The sequence below is a fragment of the Paenibacillus radicis (ex Gao et al. 2016) genome (assembly GCF_014641555.1).
In the GTDB taxonomy this organism is placed as follows: Bacteria; Bacillota; Bacilli; order Paenibacillales; family Paenibacillaceae; genus Pristimantibacillus; species Pristimantibacillus radicis.
On record NZ_BMHY01000005.1, the window covers coordinates 103,397 to 129,834 of the forward strand.

Annotated in this window: 22 protein-coding genes; 19 read left to right on the forward strand and 3 right to left on the reverse strand. The window is 43.9% G+C overall.

Annotated features, from left to right (window positions below; translation table 11 throughout):
- Nucleotides 1–298: 298 nt before the first annotated feature.
- From IEX98_RS14565 to IEX98_RS14580, 4 genes are all read left to right on the forward strand, one after another.
- Nucleotides 299–1,111 carry an ABC transporter permease gene (locus IEX98_RS14565; protein WP_229692191.1) on the forward strand — a complete coding sequence of 271 codons (813 nt, stop codon included), beginning with the start codon at nucleotides 299–301 and terminating at the stop codon, nucleotides 1,109–1,111.
- Between the two features lie 35 nt (nucleotides 1,112–1,146).
- Nucleotides 1,147–2,088 carry a carbohydrate ABC transporter permease gene (locus tag IEX98_RS14570; RefSeq protein WP_229692192.1) on the forward strand — a complete coding sequence of 314 codons (942 nt, stop codon included), beginning with the start codon at nucleotides 1,147–1,149 and terminating at the stop codon, nucleotides 2,086–2,088.
- A gap of 142 nt (nucleotides 2,089–2,230) precedes the next feature.
- Nucleotides 2,231–3,850: an extracellular solute-binding protein gene (locus IEX98_RS14575; protein WP_188889944.1), complete on the forward strand. Its 1,620-nt coding sequence runs from the start codon at nucleotides 2,231–2,233 to the stop codon at nucleotides 3,848–3,850.
- 118 nt (nucleotides 3,851–3,968) lie between these two features.
- Nucleotides 3,969–6,521: a glycoside hydrolase family 97 catalytic domain-containing protein gene (locus tag IEX98_RS14580; RefSeq protein WP_188889945.1), complete on the forward strand. Its 2,553-nt coding sequence runs from the start codon at nucleotides 3,969–3,971 to the stop codon at nucleotides 6,519–6,521.
- 83 nt (nucleotides 6,522–6,604) lie between these two features.
- Here the strand turns inward: IEX98_RS14580 and IEX98_RS14585 are convergent, their stop codons facing one another.
- On the reverse strand, nucleotides 6,605–7,714 hold the full coding sequence (locus tag IEX98_RS14585) for a PRK06851 family protein (protein WP_188889946.1): 1,110 nt from the start codon (nucleotides 7,712–7,714) through the stop codon (nucleotides 6,605–6,607).
- A 449-nt stretch (nucleotides 7,715–8,163) separates the two neighbouring features.
- On the opposite strand from IEX98_RS14585, the gene IEX98_RS14590 reads away from it, so the two are divergent.
- The 3 genes from IEX98_RS14590 to IEX98_RS14600 all read left to right on the forward strand — a co-directional run bounded on the left by IEX98_RS14590 (nucleotide 8,164) and on the right by IEX98_RS14600 (nucleotide 9,471).
- Complete coding sequence (locus IEX98_RS14590) at nucleotides 8,164–8,370, forward strand: hypothetical protein (RefSeq protein ID WP_188889947.1); 207 nt, start codon at nucleotides 8,164–8,166, stop codon at nucleotides 8,368–8,370.
- 117 nt (nucleotides 8,371–8,487) lie between these two features.
- Nucleotides 8,488–8,700, forward strand: coding sequence for a DUF5713 family protein (locus tag IEX98_RS14595; RefSeq protein ID WP_374705350.1), 213 nt, complete (start codon nucleotides 8,488–8,490; stop codon nucleotides 8,698–8,700).
- 21 nt (nucleotides 8,701–8,721) lie between these two features.
- Complete coding sequence (locus tag IEX98_RS14600; RefSeq protein WP_188889948.1) at nucleotides 8,722–9,471, forward strand: Imm51 family immunity protein; 750 nt, start codon at nucleotides 8,722–8,724, stop codon at nucleotides 9,469–9,471.
- 225 nt (nucleotides 9,472–9,696) lie between these two features.
- Here IEX98_RS14600 and IEX98_RS14605 read toward each other — a convergent pair whose 3' ends face one another.
- Nucleotides 9,697–10,551 (reverse strand): SDR family NAD(P)-dependent oxidoreductase, encoded by an 855-nt coding sequence (locus IEX98_RS14605; RefSeq protein WP_188889949.1) that lies wholly within the window; start codon nucleotides 10,549–10,551, stop codon nucleotides 9,697–9,699.
- A gap of 178 nt (nucleotides 10,552–10,729) precedes the next feature.
- Here IEX98_RS14605 and IEX98_RS14610 point away from each other — a divergent pair, with 178 nt between their 5' ends.
- The 4 genes from IEX98_RS14610 to IEX98_RS14625 all read left to right on the forward strand — a co-directional run bounded on the left by IEX98_RS14610 (nucleotide 10,730) and on the right by IEX98_RS14625 (nucleotide 17,108).
- Complete coding sequence (locus tag IEX98_RS14610) at nucleotides 10,730–11,224, forward strand: MerR family transcriptional regulator (protein ID WP_188889950.1); 495 nt, start codon at nucleotides 10,730–10,732, stop codon at nucleotides 11,222–11,224.
- Between the two features lie 218 nt (nucleotides 11,225–11,442).
- Nucleotides 11,443–14,358: an HD domain-containing protein gene (locus tag IEX98_RS14615; protein WP_188889951.1), complete on the forward strand. Its 2,916-nt coding sequence runs from the start codon at nucleotides 11,443–11,445 to the stop codon at nucleotides 14,356–14,358.
- 247 nt (nucleotides 14,359–14,605) lie between these two features.
- Nucleotides 14,606–15,193 (forward strand): sensor domain-containing protein, encoded by a 588-nt coding sequence (locus IEX98_RS14620; RefSeq protein WP_188890260.1) that lies wholly within the window; start codon nucleotides 14,606–14,608, stop codon nucleotides 15,191–15,193.
- Nucleotides 15,194–15,317: 124 nt separating this feature from the next.
- Nucleotides 15,318–17,108, forward strand: a complete 1,791-nt coding sequence (locus IEX98_RS14625) for a helix-turn-helix transcriptional regulator (RefSeq protein WP_188890261.1) — start codon at nucleotides 15,318–15,320, stop codon at nucleotides 17,106–17,108.
- 112 nt (nucleotides 17,109–17,220) lie between these two features.
- On the opposite strand, the gene IEX98_RS14630 is transcribed toward IEX98_RS14625, so the two are convergent.
- Nucleotides 17,221–19,248, reverse strand: coding sequence for a serine hydrolase (locus IEX98_RS14630; RefSeq protein ID WP_188889952.1), 2,028 nt, complete (start codon nucleotides 19,246–19,248; stop codon nucleotides 17,221–17,223).
- Nucleotides 19,249–19,483: 235 nt separating this feature from the next.
- Between IEX98_RS14630 and IEX98_RS14635 the strand changes: the two genes are divergently transcribed.
- The 8 genes from IEX98_RS14635 to IEX98_RS14670 all read left to right on the forward strand — a co-directional run bounded on the left by IEX98_RS14635 (nucleotide 19,484) and on the right by IEX98_RS14670 (nucleotide 26,429).
- Nucleotides 19,484–20,014, forward strand: coding sequence for a DedA family protein (locus IEX98_RS14635; protein WP_188890262.1), 531 nt, complete (start codon nucleotides 19,484–19,486; stop codon nucleotides 20,012–20,014).
- 300 nt (nucleotides 20,015–20,314) lie between these two features.
- On the forward strand, nucleotides 20,315–21,055 hold the full coding sequence (locus IEX98_RS14640) for an SDR family NAD(P)-dependent oxidoreductase (protein WP_188889953.1): 741 nt from the start codon (nucleotides 20,315–20,317) through the stop codon (nucleotides 21,053–21,055).
- A 270-nt stretch (nucleotides 21,056–21,325) separates the two neighbouring features.
- Entirely contained in the window at nucleotides 21,326–22,861 is a 1,536-nt protein-coding gene (locus IEX98_RS14645; RefSeq protein ID WP_188889954.1) for an amino acid adenylation domain-containing protein, read from the forward strand.
- Nucleotides 22,862–22,890: 29 nt separating this feature from the next.
- A complete protein-coding gene (locus IEX98_RS14650; protein WP_188889955.1) occupies nucleotides 22,891–23,742 on the forward strand; it encodes a GNAT family N-acetyltransferase in 852 nt (283 codons plus the stop codon).
- Nucleotides 23,714–23,938, forward strand: coding sequence for an acyl carrier protein (locus IEX98_RS14655; protein ID WP_229692194.1), 225 nt, complete (start codon nucleotides 23,714–23,716; stop codon nucleotides 23,936–23,938). Before IEX98_RS14650 ends, IEX98_RS14655 begins: the two co-directional genes overlap by 29 nt.
- Before the next feature lie 27 nt (nucleotides 23,939–23,965).
- Nucleotides 23,966–25,036 carry a 3-oxoacyl-ACP synthase III family protein gene (locus IEX98_RS14660; protein WP_188889957.1) on the forward strand — a complete coding sequence of 357 codons (1,071 nt, stop codon included), beginning with the start codon at nucleotides 23,966–23,968 and terminating at the stop codon, nucleotides 25,034–25,036.
- Nucleotides 25,011–25,694 (forward strand): MBL fold metallo-hydrolase, encoded by a 684-nt coding sequence (locus IEX98_RS14665; protein ID WP_188889958.1) that lies wholly within the window; start codon nucleotides 25,011–25,013, stop codon nucleotides 25,692–25,694. The genes IEX98_RS14660 and IEX98_RS14665 overlap by 26 nt, the downstream gene beginning before the upstream one ends.
- A gap of 3 nt (nucleotides 25,695–25,697) precedes the next feature.
- Nucleotides 25,698–26,429: an SDR family NAD(P)-dependent oxidoreductase gene (locus IEX98_RS14670; RefSeq protein WP_188889959.1), complete on the forward strand. Its 732-nt coding sequence runs from the start codon at nucleotides 25,698–25,700 to the stop codon at nucleotides 26,427–26,429.
- Nucleotides 26,430–26,438: the final 9 nt, after the last annotated feature.

Consider the following 26,438-nt stretch of genomic DNA (forward strand, 5'->3'; position numbering starts at 1 on the left):
TTATATTTTTTAACCAAAACACTCGCTAATCTGCAAGTTCGTTTTTTTGTTATAGAAATCGGAAAATCGTGATATAGCCATACAATTCAAGATTCCCTATGATGAATTCATGATCATAAATCGGACATGAGGAGGCGGGAGAATGGAATATGAGGTGGATAGAAGCAACGAGAAAGTGCCGTTTCTTAAAAATCCTATAATTAAAAAAATGGTTCGACAGCGATATTTTTATTTGCTTCTCATTCCGGGAATTGTATGGGCCGTATTGTTTGCTTACGCTCCTATGATTGGCTTGTACATGGCATTTGTAGATTATAAGCCGACTTTAGGGGATTTCTGGGGCTCGCTCTTTAAAGCGGACTTTGTGGGATTTCAGTGGTTTGAATACTTCTTTTCCGGACAAGATTTTTGGCTAGTGATGCGCAATACTTTGGTTTCGAGTGTGTTAACGCTGTCCATAGGGTTTATTCTTCCTATTTTTATTGCCATAACGCTGAATGAAGTAAGAATCAACTGGTTTAAACGCACGGTACAAACAGCCTCCTATTTACCCTTTTTCATTTCATGGGTGGTTGCTGCAAGTATTGTTGTTACCTTGTTGTCCGCTGAAGGACCTGTAAATCAACTGCTGATGAAAATTGGAATTGTAGAACAAGGTGTTTTGTTTATGCAGGAAGGCAAGATGTTCTGGATCATTATAGCCCTTTCAAATGCTTGGAAGGATATGGGGTATAACTCCATCATGTATCTGGCTGCCATTGCTTCCATTCCAACGGAGCTATTCGAAGCTGCGAAAGTGGACGGCGCCAATCGATTGAAGCAAATCTGGCATGTTTTGCTGCCAATGCTACGGCCTACCATTATTATTCTGTTGATTCTGAACATCGGCAACTTGATGAATACCGGGTTTGATCAATATTTTTTACTGGGTAATTCATTGAACCGATCCTATTCGGATGTAATTGATACCTATGCGTTCCGTTATGGCATTCAGAATGGCATGTTCTCCTATGCAGCTGCCGTAAGTATGTTCAAATCCGTAATAGCGTTTATTCTGGTCATAACTGTAAACAATATTTCTAAAAAAATGGGTCAAACGCATCTGTTCTAAAAGTTGAGCATGCGGCTGGAGGGAGGAATAAGAAAATGGATAGTAAAGTTGCGCGGCGTGACGAGACAGACGCTGGAAGCAAGTGGTCACCGCGCTATACGTTGGCAACCATTTCAGGAAATACGATCGTGTACGGATTTTTATTGCTGTTGTTCATCGTTACATTTTTTCCGTTCTGGCATATTTTCATTTTGTCCCTGAATGATGCGTCAGACCCGGCTTATGGACAATTCATGCTGTGGCCCTACGATTTCACTCTGGACAGTTACAAAACCGTTTTGAAGGATGCAGAAATTTTAAATTCCATCGTCGTGACGGTCGGCCGAACCGTGATTGGCGTACCTCTTACGCTGGCTTGTGTTTCAATGCTGGCCTATGCACTAAGCAAAAGAGAACTTGTAGGCTGGCGCGGAATTAATTTGTTTTTTGTATTCACGATGTATTTCAGCGGCGGACTGATTCCCACTTACATGGTCGTGCGCAGCTTGAATCTGATCGACAATTTCTGGGTTTTTATCTTCCCAGGGATTATGAGTATATTTTGGATGATATTAGTTCGTACCTACATGGAGGGTTTACCAAAGGAAATGGAGGAAGCGGCACAAATAGAAGGTGCAAATGATATTCAGATTTTTTTGAAAGTCATTATACCTGTGTGTACTCCGGTACTGGCTACGATTACCTTGTTTTCGGCCATTGGTCATTGGAATGCTTGGTATGATTCGTACATTTACACCTATAATCCTGATTTGAAAACATTATCTGCTGTTTTGGTGAAAATCCTAAATCAGTTCCAGACCAATGACATGTTAAGTGCGGCACAGCAGCTGGCCAATGAACAGCGTAAGATGCCGGTATCCAGCGAGAGTATCCGTATGGCCGTTACAATGATAGCTACACTGCCGATCATTCTTATGTATCCATTGCTGCAGAAGTACTTCCTGAAAGGCATGCTTATTGGGGCAGTAAAAGGCTAAGCCCTATCGATCAATTGTGGTTTTGCCCCTATTCCGAATCTGGTATCTGGTTCAGGATAGGATTGAAATATAAATCTCCCTGCATAAGCAGGAGAGAAGCAAGCTGGATGGTTCAAGAATTTCATTTATAGGAGGGGTCCGAATGCGAAAAAGAATGATCATGGCAACGGTACTTGCATGCACGATGCTTTTAAGTGCATGTAGCGGCGGAAACAAGGATGTAAATGAAAGCGTATCCAAAGGGGAGAAAGAAAACAGTACAACGAAGAAGCCGATTACATTAACTTTGTTTGACAAAAATGTGGGTGATCCGTTTACTAACCCTGTTGCGAAAGAAATTACAGAACGTACGGGTGTTTTTATTGAGGTTCAGCAGCCTACCGGTAATCCGGATGAGAAACTGAATTTGATGCTGGTCAGCGGAGATTTGCCTGATATTGCTCTCATTGACAGACGTGAAGCGACCTTGAACAAATACATTGCTGGTGGAGCTTTGATTCCGCTGAATGATTTGATTGAGGAGCACGCTCCGAATATCAAGGCGCGTTATGGTGACGTACTTTCCAAAAGTGTATATGAGGATGGCAAAAATTATTATTTGAACAACTGGTACGGCTTGGATCCAGATCCAAACTGGGCAATCAATATGCGTATGGATATCTTGGAAGAGTTCGGGTATGGTGAGCGCGCATTGAACGGAGATTCCTTTACCCAGGATGAATTTCTGGATTTGCTGAGAAAATTTAAAGCTAAATATCCATCTGTAGACGGAAATCCTTCTATACCCATGACAGTGAACGCAGATCACATGCCTACTATTATTGGTTCATTCAAAGCGATGTATGGGATGAAAACCTATTATGAGCATGATGGCCGTCTCGAGTTTATAGTAAGAGATCCGCGTTATCTGGAAATGATCAAATTCATTAACACGCTTTATATAGAAGGCTTGCTTGACCGTGAATGGGGTATCAATAAAGCCCAAAACTATGAGCAGAAAACGGCCAGCGGACGTGTGTTTGCTACGGCGGGCGGTATCGTGAATGAGGCCAACAGTGCATTCCGCGCCAAACACGGCGAGGATACAAACCAACTGTTCTACGGGTTTAAAGTAACGGCTCCAGGCGTTGATCCGGAAAAAACAACATTTGGCCCTCGCAGTTCCTTGGGCTGGGACGGTGTTGGTATTACAGTAGCGAATGAGCATCCGGTAGAAACGATCAAATTTCTGGACTTCCTGGCAAGTGAAGAAGGTCAGTATTTGCTGATGTGGGGTAAAGAAGGCATGAACTGGAATATGGAGAACGGTGTTCATGTACCGACGCAAGAAGCGTTAGATGCAATTACTGCTGACTGGGCGGAATTCTCGAAAACAACAGGCGCGCGTAAATGGACATGGATGATTCGTAATGGATTGGGCGAAGACGGCACGCCTTATGACTTAATGTTCCGTTATAACAGAGATAATGTGAGTCAACATGCATTGAAATCAATGGCAGGCTCCACTTGGGATACCGCGCTTTATGATGATCTCGGTCCAAAAGGAGGCTCGCCTGACGCATTGAGCGAGCAAAAAATCAAGGATATTATTGACAATAGCTTCTCCACTATGGTGTATGCAAAGTCACAGAATGAAATTGATGGTATGTATGCAAAAATGCTTGCGGAGCTAGAAGCAAATAATGCAAGGAAGATTGAAGATATTTACACAGCTAATTACAAGGTTCGTATGGAATTGTACAATACGGCCGAAAAAAATTAAGCCTGCAGTAATCCAGGAAGTATCGCTATTACGGGGCAGCGCGGAGAAAATGCAGCCTGCCCCGATTTTTTTAATATGGAGTACCAAATATCTAACGAATGGACAGGAGATTGCATCTATGTGGAAACTGTATTCGCCTAATAACGCGGTTTGTCTCACCGTTTTTGAGAATTCCGAGAAGGAATTAGGGTACGCTGTTGAGCGCAATGGCAAAGCAGTAATCGAGCAAAGCAAGCTTGGCTTTGAAAGTGATTTAGAGAATTTCACAAAAGGCTTTCGATTTGTAAAGGAAGCTCGTGCGGTTGTTGATGAGACCTATTCGATACCAGCGGGTAAAAAAGCAGCTTATGAGAATCATGCGAATGAGATGACGTTAGAGTTTGAGTGTGGCGCGTATACGTTTGTACTGTGTGCGCGTGCTTATGATGATGGTGCTGCTTTCCGCTATCAAGTACTGTCTACTGAAGCAAAACCGATGAAAGTAATTCGTGAAGCAACAGACTTTACTTTGGCAGAGGCCTACGATGATTTATGGTTGCAGCATTGGGTAAGCAGCTATGAGGGTACCTATGACCGTACCGGTTGGGAAGACAAAGAAGGCAGAGACTACGGGATGCCAAGCTTGTTCCACGCGGACAATGGCGGCTGGGTCATGCTTACAGAAGCAGAGGTATATAACACGGATGGCAGCTACTGCTCTTGTCATTTGCGTGGAGCCGGAAACCGAACCATGTCTTTGGAATTCGCTCCGGAAGAAATGGGCGGGCCGCTCTCCTGTAAACTGCCGTTCTCCTCTCCTTGGCGCGTCATTGTGGCGACAGACGATTTGAACGAACTCGTTAATACCACAATAAACTATAACTTGAATCCGCCATCTGTAATGGAAGATACAAGCTGGATCAAGCCGGGTCGTTGTTTGTGGGGCTGGTGGGAATATATGAATAGCGCACAGCTCTACACCGAGCAGAAACGGTTTGTGGATTTTGCGGCAGGGGTCGGATTTGAAGGACTGACCGTGGATGCGGACTGGGATATTACTTGGCTGAAAGAGCTGTGCGATTATGCCCATTCGAAAGGGATTGTCGTATGGCTGTGGAGCGCCATGCAGTATATTGACACCCCTGAAAAAGCACAAGAAAAAATTCCGTTGTGGGCAAGCTGCGGGGTAGATGGACTCAAGGTTGATTTCTTCCAGAATGATTCTCAGCACACGATGTGGCAATATGAAATGATTGCAAATTTAATGACGGAACATCGGTTGATGATTAATTTCCATGGCGCGACCAAATGCATGGGCGAAGGACGTACTTGGCCGAATTTCATGACGGCAGAAGGCATTCTGGGGCTCGAGCATTATATGTGGAGCGGTTTGCCCGACGCAGCGCACAACTGTACCGTTCCGTTTACACGCAATGTTGTTGGTCCGATGGATTATACGCCGACCGGGTTTTCGAACAAAAACCGAAACACGACGCTAGGGCATCAAATGGCGCTTTCAGTCGTTTATGAATCAGGCGCTGCGCATATTGCAGCATCCATTTATTATTTGGAGGCATGGAAAGGGACCGATTTTTTACGCCGGATGAAGCCTGTTTACGATGAGGTAAAAGTGCTGTCTGGTTTTCCAGGTCATCATGCAGCCATTATGCGCCGTTCGCAAGGGGATTGGTTGATTGGCTGCATTACAAACGAAGCGATGATATTGCGTCTGACAATGGATTTTCTGCCTGAAGGCGAGTTTGAGGCTGATATTTATGAGGATGATTCCAGCGGCGAATTGATGAAAGTTAAGCGCATCAAAGTGACTTCTGCTGATATCATCGAACTTCCGCTTCTGAAAAGCGGCGGTGCCGGAATTTATATCACAAAAGAAATCTCGGAGCTGCCAAAAGGGATCTGTTCCGGTTACATGAGTGAAGCAAGAACAGAATACTTAGCACTAGCGGGACAAACGCTGCAAGGCAGTGAGCCTGTCGTTTATGAAAATGAACAGGAAGCCGTTTTACTGAATGGCAGTATTGTGTTTTCAGTGAAAACAACGGATACGCCTCAGACAATAAGACTGTTCTATGCGGCACAAGAGCCTTGGACACTGCGCGTAAGTGACGGAATCAGCAGAGTGGAAATGGAAATGCCGCAAAGCGGCTCTAATAAAATATTCCTTACTAAAGATGTAGTATTTCCTTTCGCTGGCGGCGAGAGCGCGTTGTTCTTCGAGCGTATTGCAGGAGCTGTACCCGCTTTGGAAAGATTCCATATTATTGATAACCAACCTCAGAAGGAATTGTATGTTCCTGTTGGAAAAGGCAGCCTGAGTGGTGGCGCAGAATTGGTACTAGATGCAGCAGGCGCGGAGAAGGCTGCTGGTCTTGGTAATGGCGGCGAGCTTAAGTTTGACCGTATTATGGTGCCAAAGGATGGCTATTATTTAATGCGCTTTGACTATTGTGCAGGGGAAAGCAGAGACCTCAGCATAGAGCTTAACGGAGGAGCGCACACGTACAGAACAAATTTACACAACACAGCCGGCTGGGGTTTCCCGCGCTGGGATATCAAGGATCAGCGTGAAATTCGCATCTGGATGCAAGCGGGCAACAATACATTCCGTCTGTATAATGACGAAGGCCGGGCAGCTCATATTTATGGTTTTGCGATTATTGCGGATGAGTAAGAAGGGGCTGTACAGAGTATAGCCTTCAGAGAAAGAAGTACGAAGTCTGTAAAAAGACTTCGTACTTCTTTTGAATTGAAGCTTTATCTTGAAAGCTGAATGGACCCTATCAATCCATTCAATTCCGACTCTAATTCCAATTGAATTTTCTCAACAACCGAAAAATCGGTCGCCGCAACATAGTAGGCTTTGATTTGAGAATCAATGGCCTCCGCTTCAGCTAGATGAGAGGTGGCCTCTTTCATTTTTGCCGAATAGCGTGATTTGATATCGGCTATTTCGGCAGCATAAGCTTCATCTGTTCCAGGAGCTATAGCCCGTGTATACATATCTAGTGTTTCATCCCCGTCCCGGTCTGGAAAGTATTCATGCGGGGCGGTACTGTCGAAGATAGCTGTCCCAAGCTTCGGGAATATCAACATATCAAGACTGTTCGGATCAAAGCCGCAATGGAACACTTGAACTTCGATTCCGTTCTGTTCGGCAGCGGAGGCAAGCTTTTTCAGCAGAGTCGATTTGCCAGATCCCGCCCTTCCTTTGATGAAAATCCGTCTTTCCAGCTGAACGGTCAAGCTTTGAATAAAATCGTATGCTCCCCTCGGAGTCGCAGCTCCGAAAAACAAGTGACGCGGAGCGGTTGGCGTATCGCTTTCATGACCTGGGTATAATTCTTCAATTAAATCCTGCGCAATCTGGTCGGCCTTCGAGAAATCCATGTTCTCGATATAATATTTTTCCCACTCGTCATGAATTTGCAATGCAGTTGCGAACGTCTCATACGTTTTTGAATAGGCGCTCTCGAGCTCAGCTCTAAGATCTTCTATTGTGATGATCTGTTCTGGTAAAAGAAGACTTTTATCAAACGCTTCCTCGAAATCGACATAGACGATTTCACCGGCCCTGCTATCTGAAATCCCCTTACAGACCCGCCCGTCGACAATACCAACCTTCAATTCCGTTAGAATGATGCCATCTAGTTCGTCGGGACGGAGAGGGGAGTGGAAGTGTTGCACATGCAAGCCTCTATCCAGCAGACTATCTGCCAAGCTTTGAATGACTGTCGATTTCCCCGTACCTTGGGGCCCCGTAAGGGAAAATATCTTGTTTAACCCGTCAAATGCGGATTGATACAAGAAATGGGCTCCATGCGCTGTGTTACCGTGAGCAAAATAGTGTGATGAGTTTACTGCCAACCCGATACACTCCTTTGTGCTTATTCTGATTTTCAACTGAATAAGCATGATTGGGATAGATGCCTATTCCTCTGTATATTCCGCATTGTAACAAGTGGTGTTCGTCCTCTCCGATGTTTTTCGCTATTTGTTGGTGGGCTGCAGAAGCGGAAGGCAAACTAACGATTTAAATAAAGCGAGAACAAGGAATAGGCCATCCTACATAAGGATGGTCCTAAAACTTGTCGTTACGTAAAGTTGCATTTTTGCAAGTAAAGATTCAAGTTCATTTCCTATAGATTGCATGAAAATGGAGAGCTTCACAATTAAGCTAGCGGGCAGATTAGTTAAATAGTGAATCTATCACCTGTGTGTATATTAGGTTATAATTGGAAGAATAGGAACTCGGAATTATTTTGTCCTGTGAATCACAAGCTGATAATGATCCAAAGACGAAAAGAGGCAGAGTGATGGAACAAGACCCTCTCGCACAACTTATTATTTGGCATCAAGAAGATGAACATGAAAAAATTGTAGATCGAATTATGGAAATTGCTCAATCAGACAGAGATTATGAGACGGTCAGTTTATTGGCAAGAGCTATGAATAATCTGGAACGTTACGATGAAGTACTTCAACAGCTTTTGACTATTGCAAAACTAGGTCTGCTGCATTGAATGTTACGGATACAATTAAGCCATTTGAATATTTAAAAGACATGTATATTGATGGATGTTTTCATAATTTTCTTGTGGATAAAGTTAAAGCTGAACTAGTTAAAGTGGTTGAAATTTTTGGAACAGGGAAATCAAGATATCGAAGAAATTCAAGCAAAGCATGATTTCGCTATCCATGCAATTAACGATATGGCAGAAGAGTTTGACGAAAATGGTAGTGAAATTAAAACCGTTGCGAGAGAATCGATTGCACAAACGGTTGAAGAGATTTTAGCCTTTTTTGGAATCGATATAGATACAGAAGAAGCCATTCGTGAACGCGATTGGTAATGATAAGGAGACAATACAAAGATGGATAAGGATCTATTGGAACAGCTCACTCTTTGGCATAACAAGAACCAGTATAAGAAAATCATTAACACAATTATTGAAATACCCGAAGCAGACAGGGACTATGATTTAGTTTGCCATTTGGCAAGAGCATTAAATAATCAAAATAATTATAATGAAGCTATCAAATATTTTTTATCTGTGCAAAAGCAAGGCGAGCACGACCCTCTTTGGCATTACCGAATAGGATATGCTTATTATTACCTTAAACAGTATAAGGAAGCGATCGTTGCGTTTGAACAAGCTGTAGCACTAGACCCTGAAGATGCAGATGGCAGGAGATTTTTAGAAATGAGCCGCGACGCCGCTAGTCGTCCAGGAAATGAAACCATTCCTATAGCTAACGTTGAACAGGATGAGGGTTTGTTAGAAGTTAATGAAAAAATAGACCCGTTTGGGCTAGTTATGCATAATAATGGAAGCATATCAATGATACTAAGTGTCGGCAAATATAAGCATGAAATTTTTCAAACACGAGCTGAAGAAGGATTTGAGGGAAATGGCTATGATTGGGGTTCATTAGCAGCCGTGTTTCTTGAAGAAAAAATGCCTCATTTAGTTAATATCGTGCGATTTGACCCTGAAGCTGATATGTTCGCTGCTTATTCAGACAATAGAGAAGCAATACTTAGTTTTGCAATTGCCTTTAAGGAAGCGTGTGAAGATGATTCATTAATAAAAGACTTATTTTCACGAGCAGAATTAGATTAATAAAAGACACCTTATGTTAAAAAACGGCTTCAAAATGCCTTCATATTAACGTGGAGGTGTTCTTTTTTTCTCGCTATGCCATCTTTTTTTAGAACAGCGTAGCCGTTTTCTTGCTGAGGGACTTGAGGGCACCCGAACAGGTGCCCTTCCATTTCGCTCTTTAGATGATACGGAGACAAGTAACGGTGATCAGCATTCGGGAAGTCGGGATACTGCCGTAAGATCTCAACGATGCCGTAAAAATTCGCGTTCATAAATCGAATGAACCCTTTCCAGTACGTTCCGCGCTTGATCTTGAAATTTTAATTCTGCGACTCGGCCTTTCATCAGAAACACACCACTCTTATCGCGATGTTCCCCTAGCGCTCCTTCATACAGCTTGTTGGCTCCGTGTGTAGGCGGAGAAAAAAACAATTTCATTAACACTGTAACCAGTAAAGGCAGACCAGATTTTTTCCCTTTTCTTAACGTATTGTTGCCGCCCGGATCAACACTGCGGATCTTGATGTCGTCCTTAGCAAGCTGCGGCGCGATGGCCTGGGTCCATAGTGAAAGTGCTAGCTTGGAGGTCGCATAAGGACCAATCAGCTTACGGAAGGTTTTGGGGCGCTCTAGTAGTTCAATAGTAAACACTTTCGTCCATTTTTGTGCTGAAGATGAGGTGTTGATTACCGTTTTTAAGTGACCACGTTTTATAGGTTCCATCAATTCCATCAGAATGATATACGGAACGACTGTTAACAACTCATAATGCTGTTCACGTCCTTGTTTGGAATAGCTCAGATCGGGAAAGGACCCGCCAGCATTGTTAAACAAAATATCGATCTGCTGTTCCTTACTCTTGATTTCTTCCAATGCCCGCATCAAGCTGTCGTAATCGGCAAGATCATTCGTTTTATAAATTCGAAGTCTTCCAAGCTTGATTGCGGTTTGGATTCCCTCATCGTCCAACGGAAAGTCAGAACGGTTCAAAGCAATTACTTGAAAGTCCTCTGACAGCAGCTTCCGGATTAATTCCAGCCCGATTCCTGAGTTTGCGCCCGTAATCAATGCGATCGTTTGCTCTTGTCTCTTATTCATTGCACATCTCCTCCAGATCCCGTTATTCCTGTTGATCGTACATAGTCTAGTACTTGGAGTCGACTCCAAGTCAAGGCGGAGGAATACAGATTTTTTCCCTAGAGATAAGAGACTTGACTTAGAGCCAGCACCCAGACGTATAATGCACTAAAATCATCTCTGAAAAGGAGCGGACAGAATGAGGGAAGAGCCGACTTTTACGATAAAGCAAATTGCTAAGCAAATCGGAATTTCCGAAGATACGATCCGGTATTATGAGAAAATCGCGCTATTGCCCCGTGCTGATCGGAAAGATAATGGGCACCGCGTCTATCGGCAGGAGGACATCGATACGATTCGGCTGTTAGCTTGCCTGAAGAAAACGGGGATGCCGCTGGCAGAGATGCAACCTTTTCTAGCAGTCTCTGCTGATGCTGATCCCGCGGATTATCCCGAGCTGGTGGAACACTTACGAAACCATCGGGAAAATATCATCGCCCAAATCGCCTCTTTACAGGAGGTCGTTGATTTTATCGATATGAAGTTGGATGTAGGGAAAATCCGTAGAGACTGCTCCGATGATGTCTCAGAAGCCATGACGGGAGAACCGAACCCCAACGTCTCACCTGTTGAGATGGCTTTTTTTCCGGGATCGGCAGCCAGGGTGCGCAAGTCACCTGCTACCGGCAAGTAAGGTTACAATTGTAAAAGAGCAGGAAATGGAAGGTGTAGGACGATATGAACTTTTCACTAATAGTCACGTTAAGCTGAATCGTATCATAAGTAGGACATAAGAGAATTTTATTATCAATTCGCATTTAAATACTACTTTTCATTCAATTGCATGGAAATTTAATTCCTTAAGAGTTAAAATATATATAAATTTATCTTAACCTAAGGGAGCATTGATTAATGCAACTATCCGATATTGCTTTAGTACAATATTTAAAATCTAAAAGCCCATTATATTATGGTAAAATTCTCGAATTAAAGGAATCTGTTGCAAACTGGTTATCATATATACCTCAGACTTTTCCTCATTATACTAGACATACGGTAGAACACAGTGAAGAAATCGTTTTACAGTTGTCTAAACTGCTTTTTAAAGATAATGAATTTGAACAGCCAATATTACGCCTTTCAAGTGTTGAGGTATTTATTCTTATAGCATCAGCATATCTACACGATTCAGGAATGGTTGTTTCTGATAAAGAAAAGTTGAAAATTATTCAGTCCGAACAATGGGGAATATTTGTGAATGGTAGTGGGAAAAAGAGATGGGATGAAATAGAAGCAACTAGAACAAGCACTTCACTTGAGACAAGCGTTAAAGATTTTATAGCAGATTTACAAACACGATTTTTAATTGCCGAGTATATTCGCAAAAATCACCATATTAGAGCGGTGGACATACTAGTTCAAAATCATAATCTATTAGGGAAGTTCTCGTTTGATGATCCTGCACTATTTAAAACAATTGCCGATGTTTGTGTATCCCATGGATTAAAGCATTTTGAATTAGAAAATAGTGATATTTACCCTGATAGACGGGATATTAGAGGAGAAGAAGTGAATGTAAGATTTTTGGCGATATTGCTTAGAATTGGTGATTTGTTGGATATGACATATGATAGAGCATGTCCACTTTTATTGAATGCTGCATGTCCTTTGCCTGCGGATAGTTTAGCACACTGGACACAATATCAAAGAATCTATCATAGATTAACAGCGTATGACAGGATTGAATTAGTTGCAAAATGTAATACTCAAGATGAGCATCGGTTTCTTCAAGACTGGTGCCAGTGGCTTGTAGAGGAAATTAATAATGCATCAATATTAATGTCTAAAGCCAGCAGACATTCAAGCTGGATCGCACCTGTGGTGACCATTGGAAAAAACAACTCAACTATAAAAGTTGAACCTAGTGGTTCTGCAATGTATATTCCTTCAGAATGGAAATTTGAACTTGATCACGACGCAGTATTTCAAAGATTAATTCTAGATGTTTATAAAAATGAAAAAGAATTTCTAAGAGAGATACTTCAAAATGCTTTTGATGCAACAAGATGCAAGGTTTATGAAGACTTAAAACACGAAGGGAAATCACTTCCTAGTTATCCTAATGAAATAGATGAGGTGATAAGAAATAAATATCCAATTAATATAAAGTTAGAAACATTAAAAGTTGTGAATCCCCTTTCTGGTGAAGAGTATTCAAAACAGCTTTTAGTAGTTGAAGATAACGGAATAGGAATGGATTCAGAAATTATAAAGAGGTATTTTTTGCAAGTCGGCAGATCGTATTATTCTTCTGAGGATTTTCAAAGAAATTATAGTTTCAAACCAATTAGTCAATTTGGAGTCGGTTTTTTGTCTGTATTTGCTGTAAGTGAGAATGTTACAGTCGAGACATACAAAATTCACTCCAAACAAGGTGAAGGAGCTGTAAGATTAACGCTCAGTGGTCCGAAAAATTATCTTCTTACAGAACGAAGTGACAGAAGAATAAGTGGTACGAAAATCGATATATTATTAGATATAGAATTTGGTGAAGATGAATTAATAAGTTTAGTATCCAGTTGGTGCAAGAAGGTCGAATTTCCTATTTATATACACCAATATGGGAAAGAGACACTAATTCAGGCCGAAAACCAGAGAGAGTTACTTAATAATTCCGGAACTCTCTTGGAAGACGTTGAATTTGCAACTTCAGCTTATCCTATTAAAGGTGAAGGAGTTTTCGGTGAGATTTATGTGTTTAGTGTTATTAAAAATAATATTAATAGATGGGATCAGTGGGGGTGGGCAAATTATACCTATACCAAAAGTCATCCACTTGCGGAATTACCTCAAATACCCAATAACCTAATCTGTCTTCATGGAATTGCTTTTGCTGAAAGCGGCTACCCTTCTGGGCCATTTCGATTTCGCATTGACTATCGAGGAAATAGTCATAAACAAAACCTCTCAAGACAACATATGGAACAGAGAGAGAATTATTTAGATGATCCAGTTCTATTTGAAAGATTCATTGAAATAGTAGAGGACCATTTGAAAAATAGCCCTGTGCATAATGCGCCAGATGGCTGGTACTATATTCATTCAATATTAGATCATGCTCCTCAAATTATTTTACATTTTATGGATTATTCATTAATTAGAGTGTATGTTAATGGAGCTGCAAAGGTTATTTCACTTAATGAGTTTGAAAGTCTGGAGGAGTTCGTAACTATCACTGATATTTCTCACAGGTATAATAAATCTCGAGCAAAAACTGATAATATTAATGACTGTGCCCAAGACACTAATCTACCAACATTGTTTGAAGATGACTTGAATATACTTTCAAGATCAATCAGAGTTTTCAACGACAGATATCCTTATAAAGTAGAAAAATTAATAAATGAACGGTATGCTAAAACACACTGGAAAAAGGGTAGAAAGAAAATAATTGAAGGAAAAAATTCTGGGAATTACGGGGAAAATTTTGTTGTTAGTTCATACGTAGATGATGAAATTTTCGGTTTTAGATTAATTGAAAATCGGCAAGGCAATATTGTGATTCTAAATGAAAATAATAAATTGGTAAATTGGATCTTAAGAATACAAGATTTTATTGATAGGGAAAATAATGCACTAGTCACAAGTGCGTTTAATAAATTACTTGAACTTTTGAAAATCCCAATCAGGCTAGGAGGATATGAGTATGAGGAGTTAAGCAATCAATTTGAAAAGTGGAAGGAAATACCTAATTTACCGGATGAGCTAATTCCGCCTCAGATACAAATTTCTAAGTCAATGTTTCTTACAAAACACAGTCTTCTCTAATATTTTTTGCGATGTCATACTGAAGAAGTGGAAGAGGCAGTATCGGAAATATTCGGTGTTCCCAGAGAGACAGCTGATTAAGAGTTTCACAAATGAGACATGTTCAAGGGCCATCCCGCAAGGGATGGCCTAAGTTGCTGGGGGCAACTTCACTGCCTTTATGTCATATGACATTATGACACTGGCGGATTTGACATCAAGAACCCTAGAATACATCTACTACTTAACAAAGGATGTGGGCTCTTTGATGGCCAAAAAAGTCGTCAGCTATTTTCAGAACGGTTATTTTCTGCTGCTTACTTTCGTCACCGGATTGTTTTATTTCAGCTTTTATCTAGTCGCTCTAACATTGGGCTTGAGCCTCTCGTTTACCGTCGCGGGCGTTCCTCTCCTGACTCATGTTCTGCGGACAACCACTGCCTTCCTGCAATTTGAACGCGTACAGACCAAGATCTATACGGACATTACCACTGAGCCTTGCGTGAAGTCTGTCACCCCCGATGTGTCCAACTGGCTTCAGGCGAAAAAGGAGCTGATGAACCAGCGCAACTGGATCGCAATTGGCTGGCTGCTGTTGAAATTTCCGGTAGGGATTTTATGTCTGATGAGTGTTGCCTTGCTCTATGCGGTACCGCTTGTATTGGTTGCGATCCCGTTTCTCTATCCGTTTCTCAACCTTTCCTTTATAAGCGCTTCGGTGGATACGGCTGCCAAAGCCGTGACACTTTCGGCCACAGGGGTCATACTGCTAATGGTGAGCTACAAACTTGCGAACCGTTTGGTACGCTTAATAGGCGGCTATACGCGTTTGATGATTAAGCAGGTGAACCGGTAGATGCCATGCCCGGCTTCGCCTCACAGCTATCATCGGATGGCGGTTTACTGTATAGCCGTTTACTCAATACTAGTTACGTAATGTCATACTGAAGGTTTTTTAGGAGTTGATGGTTTTGTTCGATATGGTCAAGCGATGGTACTGGTACGACTGGTTCATGTTCATCATCCGTCTGTTATGCAGCATTTCTCTTGTGTATACGACCATAGAGCTGCAACAATATTTCACGCTGCCGACTGCAGTCCTTGTGCTGTGGCAGCTGATTGCTTTTTCCGTTCCATGGCTGTGCTTGCAGCTCGATTACAAATACTACCTGATTACTGAAATCGTGATCTCGGGCGGGTTGTGCCTGTATCTGGCTTCATTTTTCCCACAAGCCTACTTCTCATTCCTGCTGTACGCCTTTTTAATTGCTGCTCACAGCGCGAGAAGGGCCTATCTCTGGTCAGCGCCTGTATCCATATTGCTCCTGCCTGCCATGTTTAAGCTGGTTGCAGAGCAGAGTGAATATTGGATTATGGCTGTCCACATCGGACTGGCCTATGTCTTCGGCTTCTCGTTCCATTTACTTGGGCTCAATCATCGTCAAGGCGAAATTATCCGTGAGCAAAATGCCGTGCTGGAGCAATACCTGTCTCAAATCGAGCGTATCACGCTTGCCGAAGAGCGGAATCGGCTGTCCAAAGAGCTTCATGACACCGTCGGTAATGCCTACACTTCACTCATTATGGGTTTGGAAACGCTGCGTCCTGAACTATCTACAAATACAGGAACGGAAAGACTCGATTCTCTATTGAACCTGGCCCGTAAAAATATGGAGGAGGTTAGAGGCTACGTGCATCAAATCGAATCGCCGCATGAGGCGCTCCCGCTGCTTCAGTCTCTGAGGAAGCTGGCGGAGGAGTTTCAGGAGCATGCCAAGGTGACGGTTCGTTTCCATGCCTACGGGGAAGAATATTCGTTAACAAAGCAGGCGAAGACAGCACTCTACCGCTGCCTGCAAGAGTCGTTGACGAATGCGGTGCGTCATGGACACTCGACAGAGATTAAGGTTTCCGTGCAATTCGAGCCCCAACAGACGAGACTGGAAGTTCAAGATAACGGCCGCGGGATGGAGCATGGGAGAGAGGGCTTTGGCCTCAGCGCCATGAAGGAGCGGGCGATGAATTTGCAGGGTCATGTGGCCGTCTATACGGAGCCGGGAGAAGGCACTCTCGTTACTTGTACACTGCCCAGACAAACAGAACTCAAGGATGAAGTCATCCGCCTGTTGGTCGTCGATGACCAGCCTTTTTTTCGTGAAAGCTTGCGGACTTTGCTGGAGGAGCAGCAGGATTTGCAGGTTGTCGGGACGGCAGAGGATGGCCAGCAAGCGATCGAGCTGTGCAGGCAGCTTCAGCCGCAGCTGGTGCTTATGGATTTGGAAATGCCGAATATGGATGGAATCGCCGCATCCCGTGCGATAAAAGAAACGTGGCCCCACATCCGCATTCTGATTCTCACCACGTTCGAGGATACCAAGCAGGCTCTCGAGGCGATGCGAAGCGGGGTGGATGGATACTTATTGAAGTCGATGCAGCCGTTAGAGCTGGCTGAAACGATACGCACCGTCTATCGCGGCGGCACGCTGATCGATCAGGGCATGTCGCATAAATTGTTTGCCCAGCTAGAAGCGGACAATAGCGGGGATGATCCTTCGCCAATCAAAGCGTCATCGGCCTATGAGCTAACGCCGCGGGAGCTTGAAATTTTACAGTTCGTGTCCAAAGGGCTGCGATATAAAAGCATTGCTTCTAAATTGTATTTATCCGATGGTACGGTTCGAAACTATGCGTCATCGGCTTATATGAAGCTAGGGGTCCGCAACCGGGAGGAAGCGGTGCAAAAAGCCAGAGAGGCTGGGCTTCTGGAATAACCCTCATGTTATTTATTATGGTGGCGGATGCCGAACTACGGAGTGATTCTGCCTCGTAGGATCGAACATCCGCCATTTTGATTTTTAAAGGGCGGTTTTTACTTTTTCAGAATTATGGTTTCGACTCATTGTTAATTGGCAAGGTGTAGTAATCAAATGCTAGGTCCAATAAGGCACTCGCTTCCTGCCGCTTCAGCGGCTGCTTGGAACGGAAGTTGATGGAGCCGTCCGAATTGATCCCAGTATCGGGGTCCATGATGCCTTGGGATACAAGGGTTGTAATGGCTTCAACTGCCCAGGCATCCGTCTCTCCACTCAGTGTAACCTTAGCTCCAGGCTCAGCTTGCCTCAGGTTTTGGATCATAACAGCCGCCATCTGTCTGGTAACAGGAGAATGAGGCTGATAATCAGGCAATCCGGACATCATCTGCTTCTTGTTGGGTTCAACCGTATAAGGCATAGTATCCCAGCCATGGGCAAGCAGCAGAAGCTCTGCGAACTCACCCTGAGTCATCAATCCATCCGGATCGAAGAGGGTGGCCGACTTTCCGTCCATAACCCTCAAAGCATGAAGATTTTGAATATATGACGCATACTTGCTGTCCGATGGTACATCAGTGAATGGCGCATCCCTATTTACTTTTTGCGCATAGCCTACGTAGTGCGGAAGTGCCATGTAATAGAAATAGGTGATTTGGCCGGCCTCATTTTTTTGAAAGGCCACTTTATTGCCGGATTCATCCTCAAAGAGTAAAGGGTGAATCATTTGCAGCGTACTCTTGCCTAGATCTCCTGTCTCCATAACCAATTTTCCGTCTGAATAGGAAACGAGGGTCCTTATCGATCCAAGACGCGTGTTTTGGTACAATCCCGTATAGTCCTTGGCCTGCTGCTCACTGATTGTCGAGTAGGATGGCTGTGGTGCCTCGCCTTTTCTCGGATAATAATGATTCATAAATGCCTCATACACATCGAGACTCATCATGGAGTCGTTATTGTAGGACATGTAGAACGCTGTATTTTCCTCCGGCAAAATAACAATCAAGGAAGAATGACCGGTTACATTTCCTCCTTTAATAACGACATGATGACCATTCATCTTCTCTTTGAAGTAGCCTTCGAATCCGATGGTTGTGACAGGGAACTCTTTGTCAGGGAACACCTGATAGGTGTGCATTTGCTCAATGCCCTTGGAGCTTAAAATTTCTTTGCCTTCATACGTTCCTTTGTTCAGATGCATCATGAGGTACTTCACCATGTCATCTGCGTTCGATACCATGCCGCCGCTAGGCCGATCGGTGGGTTTGAATCCCTCCAGAGGGATCAGTTCGCCTTTTGGACCATAATGGGCAGCCATTCTGCTCAGCAGTTCGGGGGTAAACCGCACATTCGTCGAGTTCATGCCTAAAGGTTTGAAAATATTTTCCTCCATATATTGCGCGAAAGACAGGCCCGATACTTCTCCTACCGCGTACCCCGCCAGTGTGAACCCAAAATTATCGTAGGTGTACGCTTCCCCCGGAGGTCTGACAACAGTCGGCATATTCGCTTCGAGAGACTCTTTCATCGGGAAAAATTGATTCACATACTCCGGTTCCGATCCTGAGAGGATATCCGGTTTGTCAAAGCCGCTGGTGTACGTCAGCAGATCGTACATCGTCAGTTTTTTCCCTGTTGTATTGGGTACCTTCATCCCTCCCAGGTATTCCTGGATATCGTGATGCAAATCCATCTTTCCTTTATCGACCAGCTGCATAGCTGCCAATGCTGTGAACTGTTTCGTCACAGAACCAATTTGGAATACGGTGTTGCTGTCTACCGGAATTTTATTTTCCCTGTCGGCATAACCGTAACCCTTGCTTAGCAGCACTTTCCCATTCGATACAACTGCAAAATTAGAACCAACCGTATTATACTTCTTCATCGCTTCCGCAAATATGCCATCTGCAAAGGCTTCCAGTTCCTTTGTATCCCGCGGCCCCTCCAGGCTGGCCTTCTCAGATGCAGCTGGCGCGGGAGCCTTCTTGTTATTGGGTGCGTTCCCTGATCCCATACATGCGGTAATCGTCGTAGCCGTTAATAGCAGAACAGTTAATAGTAGCACTCCGCGATTCGTTTTCGTGCGAATCCATTTCTTCATAAATGATGTCTCCTTGTCCATTCGATTTGCCTCTTAACAATCGGCTGAGCCCAGTATGGCAAAGGAGTTGTCACACCAACAAGTTGCATTTCGTCATCCATGATATCCAGCCGCTTTGAAAGCGTCATGTGACAATTCGGCACTAGGTTTATTGACAAGGGGAGCAGTAAAATTCCTGAAAGGGCGATAAATCATTCAGGATGCCCAAAGCTATTCGAACTGGAGTGTGGACATCATCGCTTTCTTACAAGATATCGTGATCCAATACGGTTATATTGCTATCTTCCTATGCCTTACGCTTGGCATTATTGGTTTGCCTGTGCCTGATGAGATTCTTATGATGATTGTTGGCTATCTTTCTTCCATTGGGCTGCTGTATCTCCCGGCATCCCTTGTGATCAGCGTCCTCGGGGCTATGAGCGGCATGCTGTGCAGTTACACCCTAGGGCGGAAGTTCGGTAAGCCGCTGCTGTGGAAGTATGGGAAATGGGTTAGGCTCACGGCCAATAGGATAGAGAAAACAGAGCACTGGTGCGAGCGTTACGGCCCTTGGGCGATATGCATCGGCTACTATATTCCAGGGCTCCGCCATCTGACTTGTTATCTGGCAGGGATGAGCGCCATGAACCCACGGAAATATATAATCTTCTCAGGCCTGGGAGCCCTGTGCTGGTGTGCGATTTTTATTTCAATTGGGTATTTTCTCGGGGGACATATTGATTTTTCGGAGTATCATGGTTCTATTTGGGGGTTGTTTTCCTCTTGAGAGTACAGGGCTGTAGAAAGCTGGTATTGTAGAAATCGAGCAGGTTGTTAAAGTTTCTGGTCAGATTTCCAGATACGGTTTGGATGTTCAAAAAACAATAAGAAGATAAAAGAACAAGTTTGGCTATACTGCGCATTTAATGGGCTTCTGCCATCTCTCCTAGTGTGAACGCACCTTAACAGAGAGTCTATTTATTGCTGATACCAGAACAAACAATTTATAATAGATTCGAATGCAATTTAATATTTCAATACTTCTTGTTTCATTTGAAAAAAACCATACATAGTCTGGAGATGTTATATGAATATAACTGGTAAAAAGTTTTTGCTTACAGGCGCAACTGGAGTAATAGGAAGTGCAATTGCTCTCCATCTTTCTAAGCTGGGGGCTCAAGTTGTTGTTACGGCAAGAGATGAAAAGAGGCTTCTAGAGTTGGCGGATAGCTTACATGGAACTGGTCACGAGTATTATGCTTGCGATTTAGCTAATTTAGAAGAAATTGGTCCGATGATTTCCCGTTCAGCGGCGATCAGCCCCTTTCATGGGCTTGTGCATTCTGCAGGTGGCGGCACCATCATGCCGCTCCGTTCGCTCAGTGCTTCGATTTTACATCAGCACATGCAGGTAAACTTCTATGCTTTCATCGAGCTTGTCAGACAGATCACGAAGAAAAAGCAGATGCATGAAGGCGGAAGCATCATCGCGATTTCTTCATTTGCAGCCGAGAATGGTGAACCGGCCCAAACTGCATATTCGGCTGCCAAGGCCGCAGTCGATGCTTCTGTAAGAACCCTTTCGTTTGAGCTGGCTCCCAAAAAAATTCGGATTAACAGTATTCGTCCAGGCATGATTCAGTCCAACTCAACTGAAAGCTATGAACGGGACATGGGACAGGAAGGGTTTAAGGCTCTGGTAAACAAACAAATCCTTGGATTGGGACAACCCAGAGACGTTGCAGCTTTGACGACTTTTTTGTTAAGTGATGAATCAAGCTTTATGACAGGAAGATACGTTTATCTGGATGGTGGAAGATTTCTTTAAGCAATGATACATGTTTGCCGACGTTAAGTTGACTTTTTAGGGGCCTCTCATTTATTCGGAAACTCTTCTCATCCCATTCAAGAGGGACTGCATCATAATAAGACGGTTAATACTTTATTCTGAAATACCGATAATACTAAGTAAAGGTATACACAGGAGGCTGCAGTATATTAGCGGTCAAGTCAAATCACCTGTAAAAGAAATGTGGTTACGTTTTACGGGTTGAATGAAAGGTACCAACAAAATACAGACGGGTAAGTGGTGAATGAGATGCACATCCATTTGACGGAATATCTGGATCAGACAGCGAAAATTTCACCCGATAAAATAGCTGTCCTTGATCATGATCAATCCATTGACTTTAAGACGCTAACTGAAAACGCCAAGAAATTGGCCGGTTTGATCGTTCAACATGTAGGTGAGACGATTAACGCCCCGATAGCTGTTTATATGGAAAAAAGCATTGGTAGCGTCGTGTCAAATATCGCTATTTTGTACAGCGGCAACGCTTATATGAATTTGGACACCAAAACTCCTGCCGCGCGCATTCGGAGTATTATCGAGCTGATCCAACCCAAACTTATATTCACCAATGACAAGCATATCGATAAGCTTAAGGGAATTGCGCCAGACGTGCACATCATTAACTTTGATACGCTGGCTAATCAACTGATGGTCCATGACGAGGCCCTGATTTCGGCACGGATACAGCGTTTGATTAGTACCGACCCCAGCTGCATTATTAACACGTCCGGCTCAACCGGCGTCCCCAAGGGAGTCGTTCTTAACCATTTAAGCTTCATCGACTTTACGGAATGGGCCATCGCGACACTGGATATCGGAGATGATGAAATTATAGGAAGCCTTTCTCCGATCGTATTCGATATTTATAGTTTTGAATTGTGCATGCTTATGGCTAAAAGCAGTACGATCGTAATCATACAGGATGGTCTGTCTGCTTTCCCGGTGAAAATATTGAGCCTACTTAAGGAAAAGAACGTAACCTATGTTTTCTGGGTGCCTACCATTATGGTTAATATTGCTAATATGGGGCTGCTTGATCATATTCAGCTGCCCGATCTAAAAACGGTATGGTACGCCGGGGAAGTCTTCCCGACTAAGCAATTGAATGTATGGAGGAAGAAACTGCCGCATACTCGTTTTATTAATCTGTATGGCCCTATCGAGATCACACTGGATTGTACATACTTTATCGTGGATCGTGATTTTCAGGATGATGAGGTTGTTCCGATCGGCTTTCCTTGCCGCAACACCGACGCTTTTATATTAAACGAAGAGAATCGATTGGCCGGCGTTAATGAAGAAGGAGAATTATGCATTCGGGGCGTTTCCCTAGCCATGGGGTATTATAACAATCCGGAGAAGACTGCGGCTGCTTTTGTGCAAAATCCGCTTCAGGCCTCCTATCCGGAGCTCATTTATCGTACAGGCGATATCGTTTTGAAGAATGAACGCGGTGAAATGATTTTCGTAGGTCGAAAAGATACTTTAATCAAGCATTTGGGCTATCGCATCGATCTTGGGGAGGTCGAGCATGTCATCATCAACAGCATGAAGCTGGTTAAAAACGGATGTGCGATATACGATCAAGATCGTAAGGAAATTGTATTCTATTACGAGCCGTCCACGGATATGAAGCCTGTCGACATGCGAAAAGGGATAGCCGAATTTCTGCCCAAGTACATGATTCCGAACAAGTATGTATCTCTGCAGGAACTGCCGCGGAATACAAACGGAAAAATCGATCGTCTCCAACTAAAGCAGCGGCTGAACGATAGCGTTTGACTAACCTTGTGAAGGAAGGAGGAGGGGAGATGGAATTAGAAGAACGAGGACAGGCAGAGAGATTGTTTGCTTTTATTCGTGCTATCAAATCCAACAAGATGCGGACCAATGCTATGTTTACCAAGAAACAGCTTGAAGAACTCGAGCATGCGAGCGGTGCGAGCATAGTAATCGGGCAGGATTCGGCCGTTGTGCTTCTTCCGGACTCCGACTTGTTGAGGGTCTATTACTACGCTCGCGACGAACAGGCCCTGCAGGAGCTTGCTAAGCTAATCCCTTCCACAAATTTGAAGGTTGTTTGTGATATTGTGGCGAAGGAGCCTCAAGGGCTAAGCCTAAGCGAGGAATTGAGTCAATACGGTTTCTTTTGTTATGCGAAGTTTATCCGGATGACTTGCAAAGCGATTCATCGAGATCCCGATATAAACATTTCGGACGTGGAATTTGCGCGGGTCACGGATGCCGAGGAAATACTTGAACTGTTGCATCACGAGTTCGATTCCGTAACTGCACATTTCCCTTCTTTGGCGAAAGTACGTAAAATGATTGAAGACGGAGAAGTTGTTGTTATTCGCCGGGACGGACGCATTGCCGGGCTTACCTCTTTCGATTCCAACAACAAAAAAGTGGCTTGTTTAGGTTATGTGGTCGTACGCGGCGAATACCGGAAGCAGCATTTAGGACATAAGATGTGGCAGTACAAAATTCAAAACAGCCCCCATAATGAACAGTTCTACTTATGGGTGAATGCAAGGTGCCGTGGCCCGATTGCTTATCATGAGCGGAATGGATTCATTCAAGACGGCGCCGTAGATTATATTATGCTGAGGAGTGACAATGATGGATATGATCATGAACATATTACAGGAGATTCGGCCTGAATGCGATTTTGCTTCGAGTAATGATTTTATGAACGACGGTTTGCTGGATTCGTTCGATATGGTATCGCTTGTGACGGAGCTTGAAGAGAAGTACTCTATTTTAATCGATCCGCTTGATATGGTTCCTGAATACTTTTCGAGTGTTTCGGCCATTGCTTCACTGGTTAGAAAAAGTGGCGCCGACGTCCAAAATTAATAATTCGAATGAAAGCGAGCCGAGCATATGAAATTGGAATTTCACAACAAGAAAATATCCGGAATCATGTGTGTACTGCCGGAGTCGGAAGTCTTTTTTGACGATGAAATTAGCAATTATACCTTCCCTGAGGCTCAAACCAAACGTTTGAAATCGGTAATGGGCTTCGAAAAGCATCGAGTCGTCAAGGAAGATACCGCTTCATCCGATCTTTGCATCTACGGCATGGAGCAGCTGCTGCAAACGAAAAAGATCGATAAACAAGATGTTTGCGGCATAATCGTTGTTACCATTACGCCGGATCATTTCGTTCCTCATGTAAGCAACAGGATTCAAAGTCACTTTGGTCTCTCCGAGGACGTACTATGTCTGGATATTCTGCAAGGCTGTAATGGATTTCTTGTCGGATTAATGCAGGCTTTCATGCTGCTCGACTATAATCCGGGTAAGAAAGTGCTAGTCTTTAATACGGATACGCTGAGCAAGAAGGTCTCCAAGCAGGATCGTAACAGCTACCCGTTAATCGGCGACTGTGCCACCATTACGGTTGTCGAGCAGGATGAAGCAGCAAAACCGATCTATTGCAAAATTCAAATGGACGGGACGCAGGGAGACGCATTGATTATTCCAGCAGGCGGATCGCGCATGCCTTGCAGTACGGAAACGGCCCGAATGAAGGACAGCGGGGACGGAAATGTACGGAGTCTAGATAATTTAGTGATGGACGGCACAGCCGTTTTCCAGTTCGTGATGACGAAGGTACCTCCTCTGATTGCCGATACAATTGAATTTGCCGGCATTACACAAGAGGAGATCGATTGGTATATCTTCCACCAGCCCAATATGTTTATGCTGAAGAAGCTGGCTGATAAAATTGGGGCGCCAAGGGATAAGATGTTTATGAATATCGTGCAAAACTTTGGCAATCCGAGCGGGGCCTCTATCCCCCTCGCAGCAGCATTCAATCTGGGTGATCGGCTGACTCAGGAGGATCTTAAATGCTGCCTTAGTGCCTTTGGGAGCGGATTGAGTTATGGTGCTATGATCATGGATCTGGGAAGGCTTGATTTCTGTGAAATTTGTATATCGAATTTCTGATTCTTTCATTTATAGCTCCAGCTTTGAGCCAATTGACTCACGCATGTATGTGATTCATCGAAAAAATGAGGCATTGATTATTGATCCAATTATCGAAGATTCTCTTGATGATTTTTTGGAGCGAAATTCGATCAACCGGGCACAAGTTCTGCTTACGCATGAGCACTACGACCATATTTCCGGGGTGAACCGACTGCGCGAGCTTACCGATTGCAAGGTGCTTTGCTCAGCATCCTGCGGGGAAAGAATTCTCGATCCGCGGAAAAACTTATCCCAATACTTCACGGCGCTATTTGGTCTACAGAACGAAGATGTCCGTCTCAAAGTCAAGGAAATGGATGTGCAGCCCTTCCGCTGTGAGGCAGATCAAACCTTTACAGGAATTCTGGAATTGAATTGGCTCGACCACCGCGTTTCTATTCAGGAAACGCCCGGTCATTCCGTTGGCAGTGTATGCATCCTGATTGATAATCAAATTGTTTTTACGGGAGATAGCTTGACCAACGGAGCCCCTGTTGTGACACGTTTACCAGGCGGAAACCGTCAGGTGTATCGCTCGGTGACACTGCCTTATTTACAGGGATTGCCTCAGGATATAATGGCGTTTCCGGGCCATGGCGATATCGAAGTGCTAGGTAATCTGCTAAAGAGGAGTTAATTCATGCTCTTACAAAATAAGATTTGTTTTATTACCGGCGCAGGAAAAGGAATTGGACGTGCCACGTTGGAAAGATTCGTAGAAGAGGGCGCCCAGCTCATCTATGCGAACGATATCGAAGAAAGTTCTCTCGACTCGTATTGTTCCGAACACGTGCAGGTCGTACCCTTATATTTTGACGTTTCCGATACGGCTCAGGTCAAGCAAGCCTTTTTAAAAATCAAGAAGGAATCAGGGCGGCTGGATGTATTGGTCAATAATGCGGGTATGATGCAGGATGCGCTCATCGGAACGATCAGCCGCTCGTTGATGGAACGACTTTTCGCGGTCAATGTCTTCGGAACGATGGAGCTGCTTCAATTGGCTAGCAAGCTTATGATGACTCAAAAGAGCGGCAGCATCATCAATTTGTCCTCCGTTGTAGGAATCACGGGAAATCCCGGTCAACTCGTTTATTCCGCTACGAAGGGTGCAATCATATCCTTGACAAAAACAGCGGCCAAGGAGCTTGCACCAAAAGGCATTCGCGTAAACGCCATTGCGCCAGGCATGATCGATACGGATATGATGCGTTCGATTGGAGAGAAGCATCTTCAGACCCATCTCGATCATATTCCGCTCGGCAGGCTGGGCGAGCCCAGAGAAATCGCGGACGCATGTGTGTTCTTGGCCAGCAATATGTCCAGTTATATCACGGGACATATTGTTTCGGTAGATGCCAGCGTTTTGGTGTAACAATAAAGT